This is a genomic window from Sphingomonas aerolata (assembly GCF_023935825.1).
Lineage (GTDB): Bacteria > Pseudomonadota > Alphaproteobacteria > Sphingomonadales > Sphingomonadaceae > Sphingomonas > Sphingomonas aerolata.
Map to the genome: position 1 here is coordinate 1,818,287 of NZ_CP098762.1, position 19,011 is coordinate 1,837,297.

Genomic DNA, 19,011 nt, shown 5'->3' on the forward strand with positions numbered 1-19,011 from the left:
CGTGGACGACCGCAGCCGCGCCCCTCGCAACGCAGCTGCAGATCTGTCGCGTCACGCGATTTCCGGCAGGCCTGCGAAGTGCTTGTCGAGCGTCACCGGATATTCGCGCACCCGAACGCCGGTCGCGTTGTACACCGCGTTGGCGATCGCCGGCGCGACGCCGACCAAACCCAGCTCGCCGACCCCCTTTGCCTTCAACGGCGACATCGTCGCATCGACCTCGTCGATGAAATGCGCCTCGAGATGCGGGACGTCGGCGTGGACGGGCACCTCGTAGCCGGCAAGGTCGTGATTGACGAAGAAGCCGACGCGGGTGTCGACGGCCATTTCCTCCATCAGTGCGGCGCCGATCCCCATCGTCATCCCCCCGATCACTTGGCTGCGCGCCGTGATCGGGTTGAGGATACGCCCGGCGGCGCAGACCGCCAGCATCCGTCGGACGCGGACCGCGCCGGTATAGGCATCCACTCCAACCTCGGCAAAATGCGCGCCGACGGTCTGCTGCGCATACTCCTTGTTCAGGTCGCCAAATTCCATGACATCCTCGGCGACGATCTCGCCGTCCCTGGCGGCATCGGCCAGCGGGACCGAACGGCCCGCCGAACTGACGCGCCCGTCCGCGAACGTCACGTCGGTCGTGTTGAAGCCCATCCGCTGCGCCACCAATTCGCGCAGCTTCGCGCACGCGGCATATACGCCAGCCGTAGCCGACGCGGCACCCGCCTGGCCGCCCGAGCCGGGTGTTTCGGGGAAGGTGGAATCGCCGAGCTTGGCGGTCACCCGTTCGAGCGGAACGCCCATCATCTCGGCGGCGGTCTGCGCGACAATCGTGTAGCTGCCCTGGCCGATGTCGGTCATGTCGGTCTCGACCGTGACGTGTCCGTCCTTGCCCAGTCGCACGCGGGCGCCGGCCTTCATGATCGGTGCTCCACGGATCGCGCTGGCGACGCCCATGCCGATCAGCCACTTGCCTTCGCGACGGCTGCCGGGTTTGGCGACCCGCGCATTCCAGCCGAACCGGTCCGCGCCCTCTTTCAGGCACTGCACGAACGGCCGGGTGGAGAATTTGCGCTCGGGCTTCGAAGGGTCGACCTGCGTGTCGTTAGCGATCCGCAGAGCGACCGGATCCATTTCGAGCTTTTCCGCAAGCTCGTCCATCGCGACTTCCAGCGCCATCATCCCCGGGGCCTCGCCCGGCGCGCGCATGGCGTTGCCCTCGGCGAGATCGAGAGGGCTGAGATAGCGCCGCAACTGGCGGTTCTCGCCGGCATACATCAACTGCGTCGGCAGGTTGGTGGGCTCGGTGCGGCCACCCGCCAGGTTGCCCGACCAGCTATCGTGACCGATGGCAACGAGACGGCCGTCCTTGCCGGCGCCCAGTCGAACGCGCTGGATCGTCTTGGGGCGGTGAATGGTATTGTTGAACATCAGCGGGCGTTGCAGCACGACCTTGACCGGACGGCCCGATACCCGCGCGGCGATCGCCGCGAGTGCCAGATCGCTCTGCGTCGTGCCCTTGCCGCCAAAGCCGCCGCCGATGAAGGGGGAATGCAGGCGGATATTTTCTTTTGGCGTGCCGATGATGAGGCCCAGGTCGCGACAGCCCCAGTTCATCGCCTGAACCGACGTCCAGCAGGTGAGCTTGTCACCATCCCACCGCGCAATACTCGCATGGGGTTCCATCATCGCATGCGCCTGATCGGGGACCGTATAAGATTCGTCGACCTTGACCGGCGCGCTGGCAAACGCGCTTGCGAAGTTGCCGACCGACGCGTTCGTCGAGCCACCGAACGGTTCCTCCGGCGCGATCGGGGCCGATGATTTTTGCGCGGCCAGATCGAAGCGCCCCTTCCCGCGCGCATACGTGACGCGGATCAGCGACGCCGCCGCGCGCGCCTGTTCGAAGGTGTCGGCGACGACGACCGCGACCGCCTGATGATAATGATCGACCATCGGGCCGGCCAGAATGCGCTGGGTGTAGAACTCGCCCTTGCCGATCGGGCCCGAATTTTCATAGGTGACGATCGCACGGACGCCGGGCGCGGCATGTGCCGCCGCGGTATCGATGCGGTCGATGCGTCCCTTGCCGATCGCTGCACCCAGGATGTAGCCATGGGCCGCATCTGGCACGAAATCGTGATGCTCGGCGGCGTAGCGTGCCGTGCCGGTCGTCTTCAGGGGACCTTCGACGCGCGTGTGTGCGCGTCCGACCACGGTCAGGCGGTCGATTGGAGTCGTGCCCGCAGGCGTGTCGAACTTCATGCACTCGTCTCCAGATCGGCCAGGAACTGGTCGTGCGTCATCGGCTTGGAGAACATCGGGAAGTTCTTCGTGACCGCAGCGTGCTGCTCTTCGGGGCTCAGCGTCGCCGTGCAGTCGGTCAGCGTGACGACGCGGAAGCCGCGTTCGTACGCCGAGCGCATGGTCGATTCGACGCAGCAATTTGTCAGGAACCCGGCGATCGCCAGATCGGTGATGCCACGCTGACGCAGGATGAAGTCGATATTGGTGCTCGCGAAGCAATCGAGGCCCCGCTTGCCCTCGATCACGATGTCGCCGTCGACCGGTGCCATCGCATCGGCAATCGCCGCGCCCCAGCTGTCTTTCCGGAACGCGTTAGCCTGCTTGATGCCGGCGAGGATACCGTAAGGATCGGACGGGATCTCCGGATAACCCTCCGCGAAGGTGATTGGCGCGTGCATCACCGTCACGCCCTGCGCGCGCGCTCGTTCGACGACGGCCCGGCTGTGCGCCAGCATGTCGGTGTCGGCCATCACCGCCTTCACCGCATCATGCTGGGCGCCGCCTTCGCTGACGAAGTCGTTCTGGTACTCGATCAGCAACAGGGCGGTCTTTTCGGGTATCATCATCTTGTCTCCCATTCGCCCTAGAGCACATTCGACCAGTGCGGCGTGGCTCACGCCACCGCCGGCAGCCGATCGAAATGCTTGTCGAGGGTCAGTGGATAATCGCGAAGGCGGACGCCCGTCGCGTTGTACATGGCGTTCGCTACCGCCGCGCCGACGCCGCACAGGCCGAGCTCGCCGATGCCCTTAGCCTTCATCGGATTGGCCTTGTCGTCGGCCTCGTCGAGGAAGATCACGTCCTGGTGCGGGATGTCGGCGCGGACCGGCACCTCGTAGCTGGCCAGGTCGTGGTTGACGAAGAAGCCGAAGCGCTTGTCGACCGCCAGTTCCTCCATCAACGCTGAGCCGACACCCATCGTCATCGCGCCGATCACCTGGCTACGCGCCGAGGTCGGATTGATGATCCGCCCGGATGCGCAGACCGCCAGCATGCGACGCAGGCGGGTCGCGCCCGTATAGCTATCGACGCCGACCTCGACGAAGTGTGCGCCGAAGGTTGACAGCTGCCAGCTCTTGTCGAGATCGCCATATTCGATCTTGTCCTCGGCAACCAACTCGCCTGAGGAGGCGGCTTGGCGAAGGTCGGCCGAGCGATTGCCGCTCGTGACCTTGCCGCCGTCGAACACCGCATCGGCCGAATTATAGCCGAGACGCTGGGCGACGGCCTCGCGCAGCTTGACGCACGCCGCATACACCCCCGCCGTCGCGTTGGCGGCGCCGAACTGGCCGCCCGACCCGGCGGAGACCGGGAATGCCGAGCTGCCGAGCTTGACGACGACCGCGTCGAGGGGGACGCCCATCATCTCCGCCGCGGTCTGCGCGATGATCGTGTAGCTGCCGGTGCCGATGTCGGTCATGTCGGTCTCGACGGTGACGATGCCGTCATTGCCGAGCCGGACGCGAGCACCCGACGTCATGTTCATGTGATTACGGAACGCGGATGCCACGCCCATCCCGACCAGCCAGCGCCCGTCGCGAACCTGGCCGGGCTGCGCGTTGCGACGCGACCAGCCGAACTGCTGTGCACCCTCGGTCAGGCAGCGGACCAGCTCACGCTGCGAGAAGCGTCGCTTGGGATCCTTCGGATCGACCTGCGTGTCGTTCTTCACGCGGAAGGCGATCGGATCCATGCGGAGCTTTTCCGCCATCTCGTCCATCGCGATCTCAAGCGCCATCAGGCCCGGCGCTTCGCCCGGCGCGCGCATCGCGTTGCCCTCGGGCAGGTCGAGCACCGCGAGGCGCATCGACGTCAGGCGGTTCGCTCCAGCATAGAGCAGGTTCGTCTGCAGGACTGCCGCTTCCGGACTGCCGTTCGGCTGGTCGCCCGAGCCGCTCTCATGCGCGATCGCGGTGATCGTGCCGTCCTTCGCTGCGCCGATGCGGATGCGCTGGCGCGTCGCCGGCCGATGCGTCGTGTTGTTGGCCATGAACGGCCGGCTCATCGCCAGCTTGACCGGACGCCCTGCCGCCTTCGCGCCGAGCGCCGCGAGGACCGCATCGCTGCGCAGGAACAGCTTCCCGCCAAAACCGCCGCCGACATAGGGCGAAAGGAAGGTGACCTTCTCCTTCGGCATATTCAGCGTGGTGGCGAGATCGGTGCGACCCCAGTCGATCATCTGGTTCGACGTCCACACCGTCAGCGCGTCGCCGTTCCAGGCGGCGATCGAGGCGAACGGCTCCATCATCGCATGGCTGTGATCCGGCGTGGTATAGTGCGCATCGAGCTTGACCGGCGCGGATGCGAAGGCGGTTTCGAACGTGCCGACCCGGTCTTCGCCCTTGCCGGGCTTGTCCGCGTCGGTCAGCGGCGCCGTCTTCAACGCCGCATCCAGATCGAACCTGCCCTTGCCGCGCGCATAATCGACGCGGACCAAGTCGGCCGCGGCGCGGGCCTGCTCGAACGTTTCGGCGACGACGACCGCCACTGCCTGGTGATAATGATCGACGTCCGGCCCGGCGAGTAGCTTGACGGTGTTGAACTTACCCTTGCCAAGCTTGTCCACATCCGCGGCGGTGACGATCGCGATTACGCCCGGTGCAGCCTTCGCCGCGACCGTGTCGATCGCGTTGATGCGGCCCTTGGCGACGGCTGTGCCTACGGCATAGCCATAAGCGGCGTTCTCGATCTCGCGATGATGCTCATAGGCATAGGGCGCCAGCCCGGTCGTCTTGAGCGGGCCGTCGATGCGGGTATGCGCGCGCCCGACAACCTTCATCCGGTCGATCGGGTTGGCGACGGCGGGTGTATCGAACTTCATGCGATTATGCCTTCGCTTCGGCGATGACCGAGGCCAGTGCGCGGGTGGCAAGCGGGAGCTTGAACGCGTTGTCCTTGGTCGGCGTCGCGCCCTGGAACGCACGCGCGGTCACCGCGGCGGCACCGCGTGGCAGCAGCGCGTCCGCTGCCTCGACACGCCAGGGGCGGGGGGCCACGCCGCCGAACGCGACGCGCCCGGTACCGTCTGGCTGGATCACCGCCGCCACTGACACCAGCGCGTAGGCGTAGGACGCACGATCGCGCACCTTCTCGTAGAAATGCTTGCCACCTAGCGGCTTGGGCAACGTCACCGCGGTGATCAATTCGCCCCGCTTCAGCACGGTATCCTGCTGGGGCGTGTCACCCCATAGCCGGTGGAAGTCGGCGATCGCGATCGACCGGCGCTGGCCGGTCGCATCGACCGTCTCGACCACCGCATCCAGCACGCGCATCGCCACGGCCATGTCACCCGGGAACGTCGCGATGCAGCTGTCGCTGACGCCGATGACGCCCAACTGGCGCGAGTATCCGCCGATCGCGGCGCAGCCCGAACCCGGCTTGCGCTTGTTGCACGCCATGTTGGTGTCGTAGAAATACGGGCAGCGCGTGCGCTGGAGCAGATTGCCGGCGGTCGACGCCTTGTTACGCAACTGGCCCGATGCCCCCGCGACGATCGCGCGCGTCAGCACGCCGTAATCGCGCATAACCCGCTCGTCGGCGGCGAGGTTAGTGTTGGTCACCAGTGCGCCGATGCGCAGCCCGCCTTCACGCGTCGCCTCGATCTTGTCGAAACCGAGATCCTGCACGTCGACGAGATGCGTCGGCGTCTCGACCTCGATCTTCATCAGGTCGAGCAGGTTGGTCCCGCCGGCGATGAACTTGGCCGCCGGGTTGCCGGCGACCGCGCGCGCCGCGGCGCTCGCATCCTTCGCGCGCTCATAGGTGAAAGCTCTCATGCTTTTGCTCCCGCGACTTCGGCCATGGCCTCGGCGATGTTGGAATAGGCACCGCAGCGGCAGATGTTGCCGCTCATGCGCTCGCGCATCTCGACGTTCGTCGCGGTCGGCTTGGTCATCAGGTCGCCCTGCGCATGGCTGGGCACGCCACGCTTGATCTCGTCGAGGACCGCGACGGCCGAGCAGATCTGACCCGGCGTGCAATAGCCGCATTGATAGCCGTCATGCTTGATGAAGGCCGCCTGCATCGGGTGCAGCTTGTCCGGCGTGCCGAGGCCCTCGATCGTCGTGATCTCGTCGCCTTCGTGCATCACCGCGAGGCTCAGGCAGGAATTGATGCGGACCCCATCGACCATCACGGTGCAGGCGCCGCACTGGCCATGATCGCAGCCCTTCTTGGTGCCCGTCAGGTGCAGGTGTTCGCGCAGCGCGTCGAGCAGGGTCGTCCGCGGATCGAGGCTGAGCTCGCGCTTCTCACCATTGACCTTGAACCGCACCGGCATGGTCGGCGTGGCGCTAGCCTGGGGCGGCGTCGTCGCGACGGCGCCGGCCGGCGATGCGGCGATCACGGCTGTCGCCGCGCTGCCCGCGAGGAGCCCACGGCGCGAAAGCTCTACTTCAGATATGCTGGGCATGGGCTTCATCTCTCTTGCTGCCGTACCGCGCGTCCGCGGTAACTGTCTGATCTACATCAACGATTGTCTCGGACTGTAACGCGTCGCCGTGCCGTTTGGAGCGTGCATGATGTTCAATGAAACCATGAGGATGGCTCATGGCCCAACTCTCCGGGCGAGGCTTTTCGAGCGCCGTTGTCGCTTCATAGGCCTGGACCAATTGCGCCATGATCGAGAGCGCTAGCGTCTGGGGATCGCGTGTCGCCTTGATCAGACCGACGGGGCCGACAACCCGCGCGATATCATCGCGCTCCGCCCATGCTTCCAGAAGGCGCCGCTGACGCTCGATATGCGTTTTCATGCTGCCCATCGCGCCGATGAAGAACGGGCGTTGCTCCAGGACCTGGAGCAGGAGTGGCGTCTCCCAGTCGTGATCGTGGAACAGCGTCACGACCGCGGTCCAGGGATCGATCGCCAATCCGTCCACGCGGCCGACGAACCGGAGAAGATCCGCGGATCGTCCCTGCCGCCGTGTGTCCTCGACGAGCGAGGCCTGGGGGCTCAACAGCGTCGCGTCGGCGCCATAGGCGTGGGCGATGTCGAGCATCGCGGCGGGCTCTGCGCCATGTCCCATGACGACCAGCCGAAGGACCGGATCGTGACGTACGCTGAAAATCGTATCGAGCCACCGCGTGCGATCACCGTCGCGAGACCAAGCGGCAATGATAGTCCCGTCGAGCGAGAGGTGGAGCACGACCGGCTCGCGCCGTTCCAGAATGGCGATGGCGCGATCGATCTGCCGACGATCCGGTGTCGGCGTGAACAGCAGGTCGATGCCCCCGCCGCAGGGCAGCCGAATGTCGATGTAGCGCGAACCGTCGCCATAGCGCACGTGACGTGCGCGCCCTTCGGCAAGGGCCTCCTGCGCCTCTGCGATCACGGCGGCTTCCACGCACCCACCGGAAAACGAGCCCAGCGACCGTCCGCTTTCGGCCACCGCCATATGCTCGCCCGGCGCGCGGGCCGCGCTGCCGGTGACGTCGGTCAGCGTCACCAGCGCGGCCCGCTCTCCCCGTTCGTCACAGTCGCGCAGGAAGCGCAGGATCGCCAGCGCCTGCTTCATGCCGCTACGGCTTGGGCAGGGGCGGCGGGGCGACGATCGGCTCGGCCGATCGCGACCGCGGCGAGTGCTGCAATCGCAAGAAGGCCGGCGCTGGCGAGAAACTCGGCGCGCGGACCCGCTGCATCGAAGACGATGCCGCCCATCGTCGCGCCCAGCGTAATCGCGAGCTGCACGATCGCCACCATCAGCCCGCCGCCAGCCTCGGCCTCGTCGGGCACCGTGCGCGCCAGCCATGTCCACCACGCCACCGGCGCGGACGTGCCTGCGAAACCCCAAACCGCAAGCAATATTCCGACCGCCACGACGGACGTACCAAGCACCGTCAGTGCCGCCGCCGTTGCCGCCATTAACGCTGGCAGCACGGCAAGGGTGAGGAACAGGCCCCCGTTCAGCACCCGCCCGATCAGGACGGTGCCGATGAATCCGGATACGCCGAGAATGAGCAGCATGATCGACAGCATGGCCGGCGAGACATGCGTCACCTGCTCGAGGAACGGGCGGAGATAGGTGAACAGCGCGAACTGCCCGACGAACAGCATCGCGACGGTCAGCAGGCCGAATACCACGGGCGGCCGGCGCAGCAGGGCGAACATGCCGCGGGCGCTCTGTCGTTCTGCAACCGGAAGCGGTGGCAGCGTCAGCGCCTGCCAGATCACTGCCGCGACGGCGACCGGTACCACGCAGAAGAATGCGCCGCGCCACCCGATCAGGCTGCCGACGAAACTGCCCAGCGGCGCCGCGAGCACGGTGGCCAGTGCATTGCCGCCACTGATGACCGCGAGCGCTTTGGGGACCGCGTGGCTCGGCACCAGTCGCATGGCGATCGCAGCCGACATCGACCAGAACCCGCCGATGGCGATACCGAGCAGCGCGCGGCCGGCCATGAAGACCAGATAGGTCGGCGCAAACGCGACGATGGCACCGGAGACCACCAGCAGGCTGGTCAGGACGAGCAGCACGATCCGACGGTCCGTTTTCCCCAGTACGGAGGACAGCGACAGGCTAGTGATGACCGCGAACAGCCCGGATATGGAAATCGCCTGTCCGGCCTTGCCCTCGGTCAGATTCAGCGTGTGTGCGATCGGGCTCAGCAGGCTGACCGGCATGAACTCGGACGCGATCAGCACGAAGCTGCACAGCGCCATTGCATATACCGCGCCCCAGCGGGCGGGCCGATCGTCGATGCGCGCGGCATCCGTGTCCGCAACCGCGGCGATGGGACTTGCCATGATGGCTCTCCTGATTGTGCCAAATGCGCCCGGACCCGTCGTGGAGGGGGATCGCGACGGATCCGGGCGCTCGTGCCGTGCCGGTTCGGGGACGAACGGTTGGCTGCGAAGAATGCTAATTTAGGGAAGGACGATCCGACCGACAATTCAGCCAGACGTTGATGCCTTGGTGAGCGCTGCTCATGCACACGCCCGTAAAACCGCGAACCGTCAGGCTGGAGTGACCCGGTACCGAAGCCAGACGGTCCCGCCGTCCATGACGTCATGACTCATCAACGCCAGAGTATCGATCGGCAACCGTTCCGAAGCCGCCGTGCCGGAGCCTTCGAAAACGGCCGGAGCGCCCGATGCCCCGTCGATCGCAGGCACGAGCATCAGGCTGATCTCGTCGATGAGGCCGGCACGGAGAAAGCCGCCGTTGAGGTGACCGCCGCCTTCGAGGAGCAGGCGGTCGATCCCCAGTTCGGTATTCAGAATTTCTACGACCTCGTGCGGGTCGAGGTCGGTCTCGCCGGCAAAGACATAGCCGACGCCGTCCTCGCGCAGTCCCGCGAGATGCGCGTCCGATACCGCCTTGGTTAGCACGACCACGATAGGATCGCCGCTTACATCGCTACGCCCCCACGCGATCTTGCCATGAGCGTCCAACACGATGCCATACGCTTCCGCCGCGTGGTTCGGGAGCCAGGCGGTACGGAGAAAGCTCGCCTCCGGCTGGTCCGGATACGCGTCGCGCTTGGCGAACTCTTGGCCGGTGACACGGCCGACGAGCCATGACCCGCCTCCGAGCCTGTCATGCAGGTCCTCGTAAATATCATGCGAATGCGCGCCGCTTGGCGTCCAGCGTTCAGGCAGGATCCTGCCGTCGATGCTGCTGGCCATGTGACAGATGATATGCGGCTTCATGTACGGGAATCCCGGGCTTGTCTTTAAATCTAGTCACGAGGAACGACCGCAGCGGCCTGTCGGCCCAATGAGGCTACTGCACCGGATCGGTGAGGGGATTTCATGGAAGCGGCATCGACCGACTTCGTTCTGAACCATATCCGCGGCGATCGAGCCGCTTCAGCGCGAAGGAAATCGAGATGGCCGACCAGAACCAGAATTACGCAGGCAAGATTGCCTTCGTCACCGGCGCCGCCAATGGAATTGGGCGCACCACTGCCATCGCCTTCGCCGAGGCTGGTGCACATGTCGCCGTCGTTGATCTGAACGGAGACGGCGTTGCCGAGGTCGTCGCGGCGATCGAGGCAGCGGGGGGCAGCGCGGTCGGGATCACCTGCGACGTCTCGAAGAGCGAGGACGTTCGTACCGCGCTCGACAAGACGGTCGAGGCCTTTGGCGGCATCGACATCGCGTTCAACAACGCCGGTATCGAGCAGCAGCAGATCCCGCTGGCGGACCTCAGCGAGGAGGATTTCGACCGCATGACCGCGATCGATCTGCGCGGCGTGTTCCTCTGCATGAAATACCAGATTCCGCTGATGCAGAAGCGGGGCGGCGGCGCGATCGTCAACACCTCGTCGGGCGCAGGCGTCGTCGGAATTGCAGGGCAGGCCGGGTACGTTGCCGTCAAGCACGGCGTGATCGGAATGAGCAAGTCGGCTGCGCTCGAATATATCGGCGACAATGTCCGCGTGAACGTCATCTGCCCCGGCATCATCGAAACGCCGATGATCACCGACCGGGTGTCTGGCGGTACCGAGGAAGGCCAGAAGAAGATGATCGCGCAGGAGCCGATCGGCCGCATGGGCAAGCCCGAGGAGATCGCCGCCGCGGTGCTCTACATTTGCTCCGACTCGGCTGCGTTCATGGTCGGTCATGCGATGGTCGTGGATGGTGGACAGACGGTCGGTCTTGGCGGTTGATCAGGTACTGGCAGCGCGCGCAGCGGCCAGTCGTGGCGCCGCTGCCTCGTTCCGAGCGCCTGGAAATCGTTGAGATCCAGTCGTTGCCTCTGCTTTACCAAGAACCGCTATGTGGGATCGACCCATGACGACTGACCTTCCGATCACTCCTGACGGGCTTGCCCAGGTTCGCGCGATGCTGGCGACCGGGCGGCAGCCTCCGCTCGGGGAAAAGCTCGGCATCTCGCTGGTCGAGGTCGAATACGGGCATGCCGTCTTCGAAGCCACGCCGGACGGCACGTCCTACAATCCGATGGGAACGGTGCACGGCGGGTATATCTCGGCAATCCTCGACAGTGCCTGCGGCATCGCTGCGCACACCGGGTTGAAACCGGGCTTCGGCTATACGACGCTGGAGTTGAAGGTGTCGTTTCTACGCCCGCTGAACGATTCCAGCGGGAAGATCCGGGCGGTCGGACGCCTTGTGTCGATGGGCGGTCGCGCCGCATTTTCGGAGGCGACCCTGGTCAACGAGAAGGGGCAGCTCTGCGCGACGGCGACGTCGACGCTGCTCGTCTTCGAACTTCGACCACGAAAAGCGGTAGCAAATCCGGCTGATGGCGCCTCCTAAGAGCCTGGCCTCGCTTTAGTCGCCACCGGCAGGCGTCGGGCCGTCACGCCGCCCTGGGTCAGAACGACCGGCGCTATGCTGCCGTCTTTACGGAAATGCATCCGCTCGATCGCGACCTGACGATGATTGCCGTTCGTCTCACCCAGGGGACGTCGGTGATAGACGATATACCAATCATCCGTTCCAGGGATGCATACAGCGGAATGATGCCCCGCGCCGCGAGCGACGCGCGCGTCCTGCTCGAGAATCTTGCCGCGCGGTGTGAACGGTCCGAGAGGGTTGGAAGCCGTAGCGTAGGCGACGCTGTACAGCGGTCCCGTCCACTCGCCTTCCGACCACATCAGGTAATAGATTCCGCGCCGCTTCAGCATGAACGGTCCCTCGACATAGTCGGCGGAGGGGGTGATCGCCTTGTACGTCTCGCCGTCCGCGAACGGGGTGAGGCTGGTGAGGTCTCGCGACAGCTTCACAACGTTGCAGTGTTTCCAGCCGCCATAATACAGGTAGCAGGTTCCATCGTCGTCGCGGAACACCATCTGGTCGATCGGCTGCGCGCCGTTGACGATGCTGCCGATCAGGGGTTTGCCGATCGCGTCGCGGAACGGGCCTTCCGGGCGGTCGCTGACCGCCACGCCGATTCCGCCGCGCTGTCGGTCGGTCTTGATGTCGTTCGCGCCGAAGAACAGGAAATAGCGGCCATCCTGCTCGATCGCCGAAGGGGCCCACACCGCATAGGCCGCCCAGTCGACGTCCTTGACGTCGAGGACGCGCGGATGGCGGGTCCAGGATACCAGGTCTGGCGAGGAGAACGCGTCGAGAAACGTCTGTCGCAGAAACGGGCTCCATATCGTCGGCGAGGCGCGTTCATGGGTTTGCCAACGGGTGAACCGGCTGGGCGGGGCGGGGACGGGCCCGTCGGCGGAATAGGTCGGATAGATCCAGTATCGATCGCCGAAAATGCGGATCTCCGGATCGGCGTACCAGCCCGGCAGAACGGGATTGGCTGCCCACGCAGTCCTCGAAGTGGCAGCGCCAACGGCGAGTCCCGCCAACAGCATTCGTCGATCGATCAAAGGCATTACTGGGTCCGTTGCAGTTTGGACGGGTGTGCTTTGAAACGGTATTCGCCGTATTTAACGCGAATGACCAGCGTGTCATCCAGACAATCTTCCGGATTTGTCGACCAATCGATCGCGGAGTCGCGTTGGATGCTGATGGTTCGGATTGATGAAATCTGTTCATCGAAGCATCAACCAGATAGCGGGTAATCTAGCCTGCCGCGTGTCCCATATTCCGTCTGCAACGTAAGCACATCGAGGTCGGCGTATCGCCGCCCCGATCAATTGCTGAAATGGAGGGCAGTGAAATGACTGACCGTATCAAAGATAAGGTCGTCGTGATTACCGGCGCCTCGAGCGGCCTCGGCGAGGCGGCGGCACGGCATCTGGCGGCGTGCGGCGCGACGGTCGTGCTCGGCGCGCGCCGTACAGGTCGCCTCGAAACGCTCGTCGCAGAGATCGTGGCGGCGGGCGGACAGGCTCTGGCTGTGCAGACCGACGTTACCGACCGTGCAGCGGTCGCCAACCTCGTCGACACCGCCGTACAGCGCTTTGGCGGGATCGACGTCCTCATCAACAATGCCGGGATTATGCCCCTGTCGGCTTTGGAAAGCCTCAAGGTGGATGAATGGGACCGCATGGTCGACGTCAACATCAAGGGCGTGCTGTACGGAATCGCGGCCGCGCTGCCGCATATGAAGGCGCAGAAATCGGGCCAGGTGATCACGACCTCTTCCGTTGCCGGCCACGTCGTCTTCCCAGCATCGGCGGTCTATTCCGGCACGAAGTTCGCGGTCCGCGCCATCTGCGAAGGCTTCCGTCAGGAAGTGAAGGACTACAACATCCGGACCACTATCCTGTGCCCCGGCGCGGTGAAGACCGAGTCGCTCGAGCAGATCTCGGACGAGGGCGTCCGCTCCGCAAACAGCGATTATGTCGGCAAGGTCTGTATCTCAGCCGACAGCTTTGCCAGGATGGCGGCGTTTGCGATCAGTCAGCCCGATGATGTCGACATCAACGAGATCATCTTCCGCCCGACCGCGCAGCAATTATGATTTTTGGCTTCACAGCAGAGGGCCACCGCAGCGTTGCGCACTGTTTATCGAGGACGATGATGATCAGAGTTCTGACAATTTCGGCAATTCTCCTGGCGTCCAATGGCGTCGCACACGCACAGCAAGGAAAGAGCAAGATGGATATATCCCGCAAGGCAGACCTGAAGACGGTCCCCGGCCCCGACGCGTATTTCACCGGCAAGGTCACGATCACCGGACAATTCCAGCGGCCCGAGCCGTCGCGCGTCGGCGGTGCCGTGGTCCATTTCGAGCCGGGCGCACGCACCGCCTGGCATACCCACCCGGCCGGGCAGACGCTCATCGTCACCGAAGGTGTCGGCTGGACGCAGGTCGAGGGCGGACCGAAGCTCGAATTCCATGCGGGCGACCAGCTCTGGTGCCCCCCTGAACACAAGCACTGGCATGGCGCGACCGCGCATGACGCCATGACTCACATCGCCATCCAGGAATCTGTGAATGGCACACCCGTAACCTGGATGGAAAAGGTGAGCGACGAGCAATATCTCGCGCCGTTGGCGAAGGGCTGAGTGGTACCGCACGTCATCGTCAAGCTATGGCCGGGCAAGTCGGACGATCAGAAGCCGGCTTGCTGACGCGATCACGGAGAGGGTGACCAGCATCCTCGGCTATGGCGATGACGCAATATCGATCGCGTTTGACGAGGTCGTGCGAACGACTGGAGCGAACCGGTCTACAAGGTCGATATTTTGGGTCGATGGAACGATCTCGCCAAGCGACCGGGATACGGCGATCGCCCTCAGGACAGAGGCGCGACGCCTGATCCGGACGAAGCCTTCACGCGGGCGAACAGCGGCGCCATCCTAAACTGAGGCTTGGCACGCGGTCGATGGCGAGCGATCGCGTCTTATAAGTTCGCTCCCGCGTCGGCAGCCCGGAAGCCGACCACAAATATTTCGATGAACAAATGTCTGAAGTTGGGAAGCCGAAAACGAACCGCGAATGACCGGCTATGGGTCAGTACTCTAGGCCGCTCCTATGCCGTAGCCAGAGAAATGCGGCTTCTGTGCCTTGACGTCACGCGAGGGCGCCAAGCCAAACAGCCGGGCATATTCACGGCTGAATTGCGATGCGCTCTCGTAGCCGACGGCATAGCCTGCAGCGGCGACGTCTCGCCCTGCGACGATCAGCCGGCGGGCTTCCTGAAGTCGCAAGCTTTTCTGATATTGCAACGGGCTCATCGCAGTGGCGGTACGAAAGTGGCGATGGAACGAGGCAGGGCTCATGCCCGCCGCCTCCGCCAAGGACTCGCTGCGGATCGGCTGATCGAACCGATTGCGGATCATCGCGATCGCGCGGCGCACCTGCGAGAGGCGGCTGTCCGCCCGTGCGATCTGGCGGACGATCGATCCCTGGGGGCCCTGCACCAGTCGGTACAGGATCTCGCGTTCGTAAAGCGGCCCGAGCGCGGCGATATCCTGCGGCGTGTCCAATAGGCGAAGGAGCCGTAGCCACGCGTCGAGCAGATCGGCTGTGACCGGATTGACCGCGAAGGCTGGCTCGGCTGAGCGAATTTCCGTTTCGACGTCCGCCAGCACCGACGCAAGTAGCTCGCTGTCCAGGTCGAGGCTGACCGCCAGATAGCGTTGATCCGGGAGATCCAGCTTGACGCAGCCCGAGGCTGGCAGTTCGACCGTAGCGATAAAGTAGCTGGCTGGGTCATAGCGGAGGTGGCGGTCGCCGATCGCGATCTCCTTGGCGCCGCTGACGATCAGCGCCATCATCGGCTGGTAGACGCCCGCGACCGGCTGCGGCGCGGCGCCGTCCTTGTAGAGCGCCACGCGTGGTAGTGCACTGGGCTGATAGCGACCGGCGGCATGCCGATCGACGATGGTACAGAGGCTATCCAACATCTCTTTCATCCAGCCAACGTGTGTCGATCCGCCGCTCAGGACAAGGTGACTGATCGGATCAGGCAAGTTCTCGCGCGGATCGCGCATGCCGCACGCCAGCGACATCCCATCTGGAGGTCACCTTCTGGAGGAACGACTATGACGGACAATCGAACGGCTCTGGTGACGGGAGCGAACAAGGGTATCGGACTGGAAATCGCGCGGGGGCTCGGCAAGCTCGGCTACACCGTCTGGCTGGGCAGCCGCGACCAACGGCGGGGCGAAGCCGCGGCAGACGTGCTGCGGAACGAAGGTCTCGACATCCGCTCGCTGACGATCGATGTCGCCGACGACGTCAGCGTCGAAGCGGCTACCGAAGCGCTGGCGGGCGCGACGGACAAGCTCGACGTGCTCGTCAACAATGCCGGCATATCCACGGGTTGGGTTGCGCCGAGCAACGACCGGATCTTGGATGTGCGGACGATCTACGAGGTGAATGTGTTTGGCGCGATTCGGGCAACACAGGCCTTCTTGCCCTTGCTGAAAGCCTCCGACGCCCCGAGGATCGTCATGATGTCCAGCAGCCTGGGCTCACTGGCGTGGGCGTCGGACTTCGACGCACCGATGGCGCACGAGGCGAACCTGCTCGGTTACAACAGCTCGAAGTCTGCTCTGAACGCCGTGACGGTGGCGTTCGCCAAGGAACTGGCGCCACTCGGCTTCAAAGTGAATGCCGCCTGTCCCGGCTACACGGCGACCGATCTCAATCAACACACCGGGCCTCGCACCCCGGAGCAGGGTGCCGCCATCGCTGTCCGCCTTGCCACGCTGGCGGACGACGGCCCAACCGGCGGGTTCTACGATGATGCAGGCGTGGTAGCCTGGTAGCCACCGCGCACGCGGACGCTTGTTCGTGTCGTGAACAAGCGTCCGCTTTAGGTTGGCGCTCGGCACCGCTTGAATTACGGTTTCTGGGTCAGCCGTACGATTCACCGAGACCGGCCTTATCCTGTTATTCGTGCAACCTTCTTTCATAAGGTCGCAGTTTGTTTTTAGGCTCGAAGAGCGGATGCAATCATTCGGGCCAACTGCTCAACATGAGTTCGATCCGATCGTCTGCCCAAAACCGCCAAACGCCAATAAAGCGGGGCTGCGACAAGGTCTGCTGCCGTCTCGCGATCGATAGAGGGCGCTACCTCACCCCGCTCGATAGCGCGATCGATCAATGCATTGATCCGCTCACGCCGGGCACGCTGGAACGGCCGTATCGTCTGTCCTAGCGCTGGGGTCCGTTCCATCTCTGCGTGAAGATCCATGACGATGCGCCTCACCTGACGATGGCGAAGCACTCGGCGAATGGCGAACAGTGCTGCTTTCAGGTCGCCTTCCAGAGACCCCTGTTCCTCGACATCTGTGATCGTCAGGCCCACGCGTGATAGAAGGTCGCTGGCCATTGCAGCCTTGTCAGGCCATCGTCTGTAAAGCGCGGCTTTCCCCACCCCTGCCGATCGCGCGACACGCTCCAGGCTGAGACCTGAATAGCCGGCGCTTGCCCAGTCGTTAAAGAAGGCTCGGGTCAGAGCCTCAGTCACGTCGGTGCGCATGACAGCCGCACCGCTCGGTGAACGGGCACGATCGATTTTATCGTCGGAACGGTTGCGTTCCATCGCGAGGCCTTTATCTATGGATGGAACGGTAGCGTTCCGTCGATCGAGGCATAGTTCATGACCGAAAATATTGAAAGCTTCTCGTCACTGCTCCGTCAGACACTGGGCGACAGGATCGACGCTGACGCCAGCAGCTTCGTCGAAATGATGGCCGAGGACGGGGTAATGGAATTCCCGTACTCGCCAGCTGGGCTTCCGACACGCCTGGAAGGGCGGGCCGCCATTGCCACGCACTTGATGGGATTGAGCGAGATAATCGCCTTTGATCGCATGGGAGCGGCAGTCGTTCATCCATCAACCGATCCCAATGTCGTCATTATCGAGTTTGAGGGTTTCGGACGCGGCGTGGCGACGGGTGAGCCGTACGACCAACGTTATGTCTCTGTGATCCGCACGGCCGGTGGGCGTATCGTTCATTACCGGGATTACTGGAACCCGCTCGTCGTGTTGCGCGCAACCAAAGGTGCTGCGCTAGTGGATGCGCTCACGACCGGGGAGGGCGGGCATGCATGATCGGGTCTTGGTGACTGGCGGCACCGGCAAGACCGGACGGTTAGTCGCGGATAAGCTCACCGATCGTGGCATTGAGGCGCGGATCGCAACCCGGCGACCCTCGTCATCCAATCAGGTCCGGTTCGAATGGACGGACACGACGACCTATGGCGCAGCGCTGGATGGCGTGACGTCCGTGTATCTGGTTGCACCGACAGATCGTGCCGACCACCTCTCCGTCATGCTGCCCTTTCTTGAACAGGCAGTTGCCCGGGTATCAGGGCGATTGCTGCTGCTGAGCGCGTCTTCGCTTGCCGAAGGTGCTCCCATGATGGGTGAGGTACACGCCTGGCTTCATGCCCATGCTCCGCGCTGGACGGTTCTGCGTCCAAGTTGGTTCATGCAGAACCTTACGACCCAGCATCTGCCATCGATCCTGGACAGCGGATGTATCTATTCTGCGACAGCGGATGGGCGCATACCGTTTATCGACGCCGCAGACATCGCTGCCGTCGCGGTCGCAGCGCTGTGCGATCCGACGCTGGTGTCCGGCGATCATGTGCTGACCGGACCCGAGGCGCTTACCTATGACGAGGTGGCACGCGCAATAAGTCAGGTAATCGGTCGGCCGGTGCGGCATTACCGCCTTTCCATGCAGAAATTGACGGCTCGCTATATCGCTTCCGGCCTTCCTCAAGATTATGCGGCGGCACTTGCCGGCATGGACGAACTGATCGCAGGGGGTGCGGAGGATCGCACGACCAGGAACGTTTATGAGTTAACCGGTAGACCTGCGACATCACTTGCGAGTTTCCTTGTTTCGCAGCGCGCCACATTGAAAGGCATTTAGGTCTTTGGGCGGGGTGGATCCGTCGCTTTGGTATACGGATAGTCGGGGCGCAGGCATGCGGCATGACCCGTATTTCTCACATGAATGAATGACCGCAGTTGGGTGAACGAACAGACGTCGCGAATGTCTGCATGTGGGTCGGTTCCGCTGCGTCGTGAACGGTCAGTCGCCCGCTACTTCAGCTTGGGCAGTCATAGTTAGGCAATCTCAGAAAACGGGCGGTGTTGTTTTGTGTAATATCGCGCTTTTGTTGCGGATTTCAGAAGGGCGCGGTTCAAATAGATTCGATTGCTATTGCGATTGCGATGGCGTCTGGCCACACGATCTAGGCGGACCCGAACATGATCCGCCAACCGTAGCCTGCATCGACAAGTCGCTGCAGATAGTGCCAGAACTCCGCGCGCCTCCGGGTATATGATAACAGGCCCAGTTCATATGAGATGAAACCGCAATTCATCGAACCGGCTCAAGGACGACAAGATAATTAAAAGAGC

General features: G+C 63.9%; 18 protein-coding genes. 7 read left to right on the top strand and 11 right to left on the bottom strand.

Features of this window, described 5'->3' with window-relative positions; translation table 11 throughout:
- Nucleotides 1–51: 51 nt before the first annotated feature.
- From paoC (NEF64_RS08485) to NEF64_RS08520, 8 genes are all read right to left on the bottom strand, one after another.
- Nucleotides 52–2,262, bottom strand: coding sequence for an aldehyde oxidoreductase molybdenum-binding subunit PaoC (gene paoC, locus NEF64_RS08485; RefSeq protein WP_252574834.1), 2,211 nt, complete (start codon nucleotides 2,260–2,262; stop codon nucleotides 52–54).
- Nucleotides 2,259–2,867: a cysteine hydrolase family protein gene (locus NEF64_RS08490; RefSeq protein ID WP_056024818.1), complete on the bottom strand. Its 609-nt coding sequence runs from the start codon at nucleotides 2,865–2,867 to the stop codon at nucleotides 2,259–2,261. The genes paoC (NEF64_RS08485) and NEF64_RS08490 overlap by 4 nt, the downstream gene beginning before the upstream one ends.
- 50 nt (nucleotides 2,868–2,917) lie before the next feature.
- Complete coding sequence (gene paoC, locus NEF64_RS08495; protein ID WP_252574836.1) at nucleotides 2,918–5,125, bottom strand: aldehyde oxidoreductase molybdenum-binding subunit PaoC; 2,208 nt, start codon at nucleotides 5,123–5,125, stop codon at nucleotides 2,918–2,920.
- 4 nt (nucleotides 5,126–5,129) lie between these two features.
- Complete coding sequence (locus NEF64_RS08500; RefSeq protein WP_056405796.1) at nucleotides 5,130–6,080, bottom strand: FAD binding domain-containing protein; 951 nt, start codon at nucleotides 6,078–6,080, stop codon at nucleotides 5,130–5,132.
- Nucleotides 6,077–6,715, bottom strand: a complete 639-nt coding sequence (gene paoA / locus NEF64_RS08505; RefSeq protein ID WP_056405795.1) for an aldehyde dehydrogenase iron-sulfur subunit PaoA — start codon at nucleotides 6,713–6,715, stop codon at nucleotides 6,077–6,079. The genes NEF64_RS08500 and paoA overlap by 4 nt, the downstream gene beginning before the upstream one ends.
- On the bottom strand, nucleotides 6,699–7,817 hold the full coding sequence (locus NEF64_RS08510; RefSeq protein WP_056024456.1) for an XdhC family protein: 1,119 nt from the start codon (nucleotides 7,815–7,817) through the stop codon (nucleotides 6,699–6,701). The genes paoA and NEF64_RS08510 overlap by 17 nt, the downstream gene beginning before the upstream one ends.
- Complete coding sequence (locus NEF64_RS08515; RefSeq protein WP_252574838.1) at nucleotides 7,814–9,046, bottom strand: MFS transporter; 1,233 nt, start codon at nucleotides 9,044–9,046, stop codon at nucleotides 7,814–7,816. The genes NEF64_RS08510 and NEF64_RS08515 overlap by 4 nt, the downstream gene beginning before the upstream one ends.
- Before the next feature lie 210 nt (nucleotides 9,047–9,256).
- Nucleotides 9,257–9,952, bottom strand: coding sequence for a RibD family protein (locus NEF64_RS08520; RefSeq protein WP_056024461.1), 696 nt, complete (start codon nucleotides 9,950–9,952; stop codon nucleotides 9,257–9,259).
- 179 nt (nucleotides 9,953–10,131) lie between these two features.
- Between NEF64_RS08520 and NEF64_RS08525 the strand changes: the two genes are divergently transcribed.
- A complete protein-coding gene (locus NEF64_RS08525; protein ID WP_056024464.1) occupies nucleotides 10,132–10,914 on the top strand; it encodes a glucose 1-dehydrogenase in 783 nt (260 codons plus the stop codon).
- 124 nt (nucleotides 10,915–11,038) lie between these two features.
- Nucleotides 11,039–11,524: a PaaI family thioesterase gene (locus tag NEF64_RS08530; protein ID WP_056024468.1), complete on the top strand. Its 486-nt coding sequence runs from the start codon at nucleotides 11,039–11,041 to the stop codon at nucleotides 11,522–11,524.
- On the opposite strand, the gene NEF64_RS08535 is transcribed toward NEF64_RS08530, so the two are convergent.
- Nucleotides 11,521–12,603, bottom strand: a complete 1,083-nt coding sequence (locus NEF64_RS08535; RefSeq protein WP_243693490.1) for a glycoside hydrolase family 43 protein — start codon at nucleotides 12,601–12,603, stop codon at nucleotides 11,521–11,523. The two genes, NEF64_RS08530 and NEF64_RS08535, sit on opposite strands and share 4 nt — an antisense overlap.
- Nucleotides 12,604–12,890: 287 nt before the next feature.
- Between NEF64_RS08535 and NEF64_RS08540 the strand changes: the two genes are divergently transcribed.
- Together NEF64_RS08540 and NEF64_RS08545 are read left to right on the top strand one after the other, a co-directional pair.
- The gene (locus tag NEF64_RS08540; protein WP_056405834.1) at nucleotides 12,891–13,637 is read left to right on the top strand and encodes an SDR family oxidoreductase; all 747 of its coding nucleotides are present in this window, start codon (nucleotides 12,891–12,893) and stop codon (nucleotides 13,635–13,637) included.
- A gap of 137 nt (nucleotides 13,638–13,774) precedes the next feature.
- Nucleotides 13,775–14,185: a (R)-mandelonitrile lyase gene (locus NEF64_RS08545; protein WP_056024474.1), complete on the top strand. Its 411-nt coding sequence runs from the start codon at nucleotides 13,775–13,777 to the stop codon at nucleotides 14,183–14,185.
- A 456-nt stretch (nucleotides 14,186–14,641) separates the two neighbouring features.
- Here NEF64_RS08545 and NEF64_RS08550 read toward each other — a convergent pair whose 3' ends face one another.
- The gene (locus tag NEF64_RS08550) at nucleotides 14,642–15,616 is read right to left on the bottom strand and encodes an AraC family transcriptional regulator (protein ID WP_235516313.1); all 975 of its coding nucleotides are present in this window, start codon (nucleotides 15,614–15,616) and stop codon (nucleotides 14,642–14,644) included.
- Between the two features lie 51 nt (nucleotides 15,617–15,667).
- Between NEF64_RS08550 and NEF64_RS08555 the strand changes: the two genes are divergently transcribed.
- The gene (locus NEF64_RS08555; RefSeq protein WP_056405792.1) at nucleotides 15,668–16,396 is read left to right on the top strand and encodes an SDR family oxidoreductase; all 729 of its coding nucleotides are present in this window, start codon (nucleotides 15,668–15,670) and stop codon (nucleotides 16,394–16,396) included.
- Between the two features lie 164 nt (nucleotides 16,397–16,560).
- Here NEF64_RS08555 and NEF64_RS08560 read toward each other — a convergent pair whose 3' ends face one another.
- Nucleotides 16,561–17,175 (bottom strand): TetR/AcrR family transcriptional regulator, encoded by a 615-nt coding sequence (locus tag NEF64_RS08560; protein WP_249403404.1) that lies wholly within the window; start codon nucleotides 17,173–17,175, stop codon nucleotides 16,561–16,563.
- A gap of 57 nt (nucleotides 17,176–17,232) precedes the next feature.
- Between NEF64_RS08560 and NEF64_RS08565 the strand changes: the two genes are divergently transcribed.
- Nucleotides 17,233–17,688: a nuclear transport factor 2 family protein gene (locus tag NEF64_RS08565; RefSeq protein WP_235516312.1), complete on the top strand. Its 456-nt coding sequence runs from the start codon at nucleotides 17,233–17,235 to the stop codon at nucleotides 17,686–17,688.
- Nucleotides 17,681–18,517, top strand: coding sequence for an NmrA family NAD(P)-binding protein (locus NEF64_RS08570; RefSeq protein WP_056405790.1), 837 nt, complete (start codon nucleotides 17,681–17,683; stop codon nucleotides 18,515–18,517). Before NEF64_RS08565 ends, NEF64_RS08570 begins: the two co-directional genes overlap by 8 nt.
- Nucleotides 18,518–19,011: the final 494 nt, after the last annotated feature.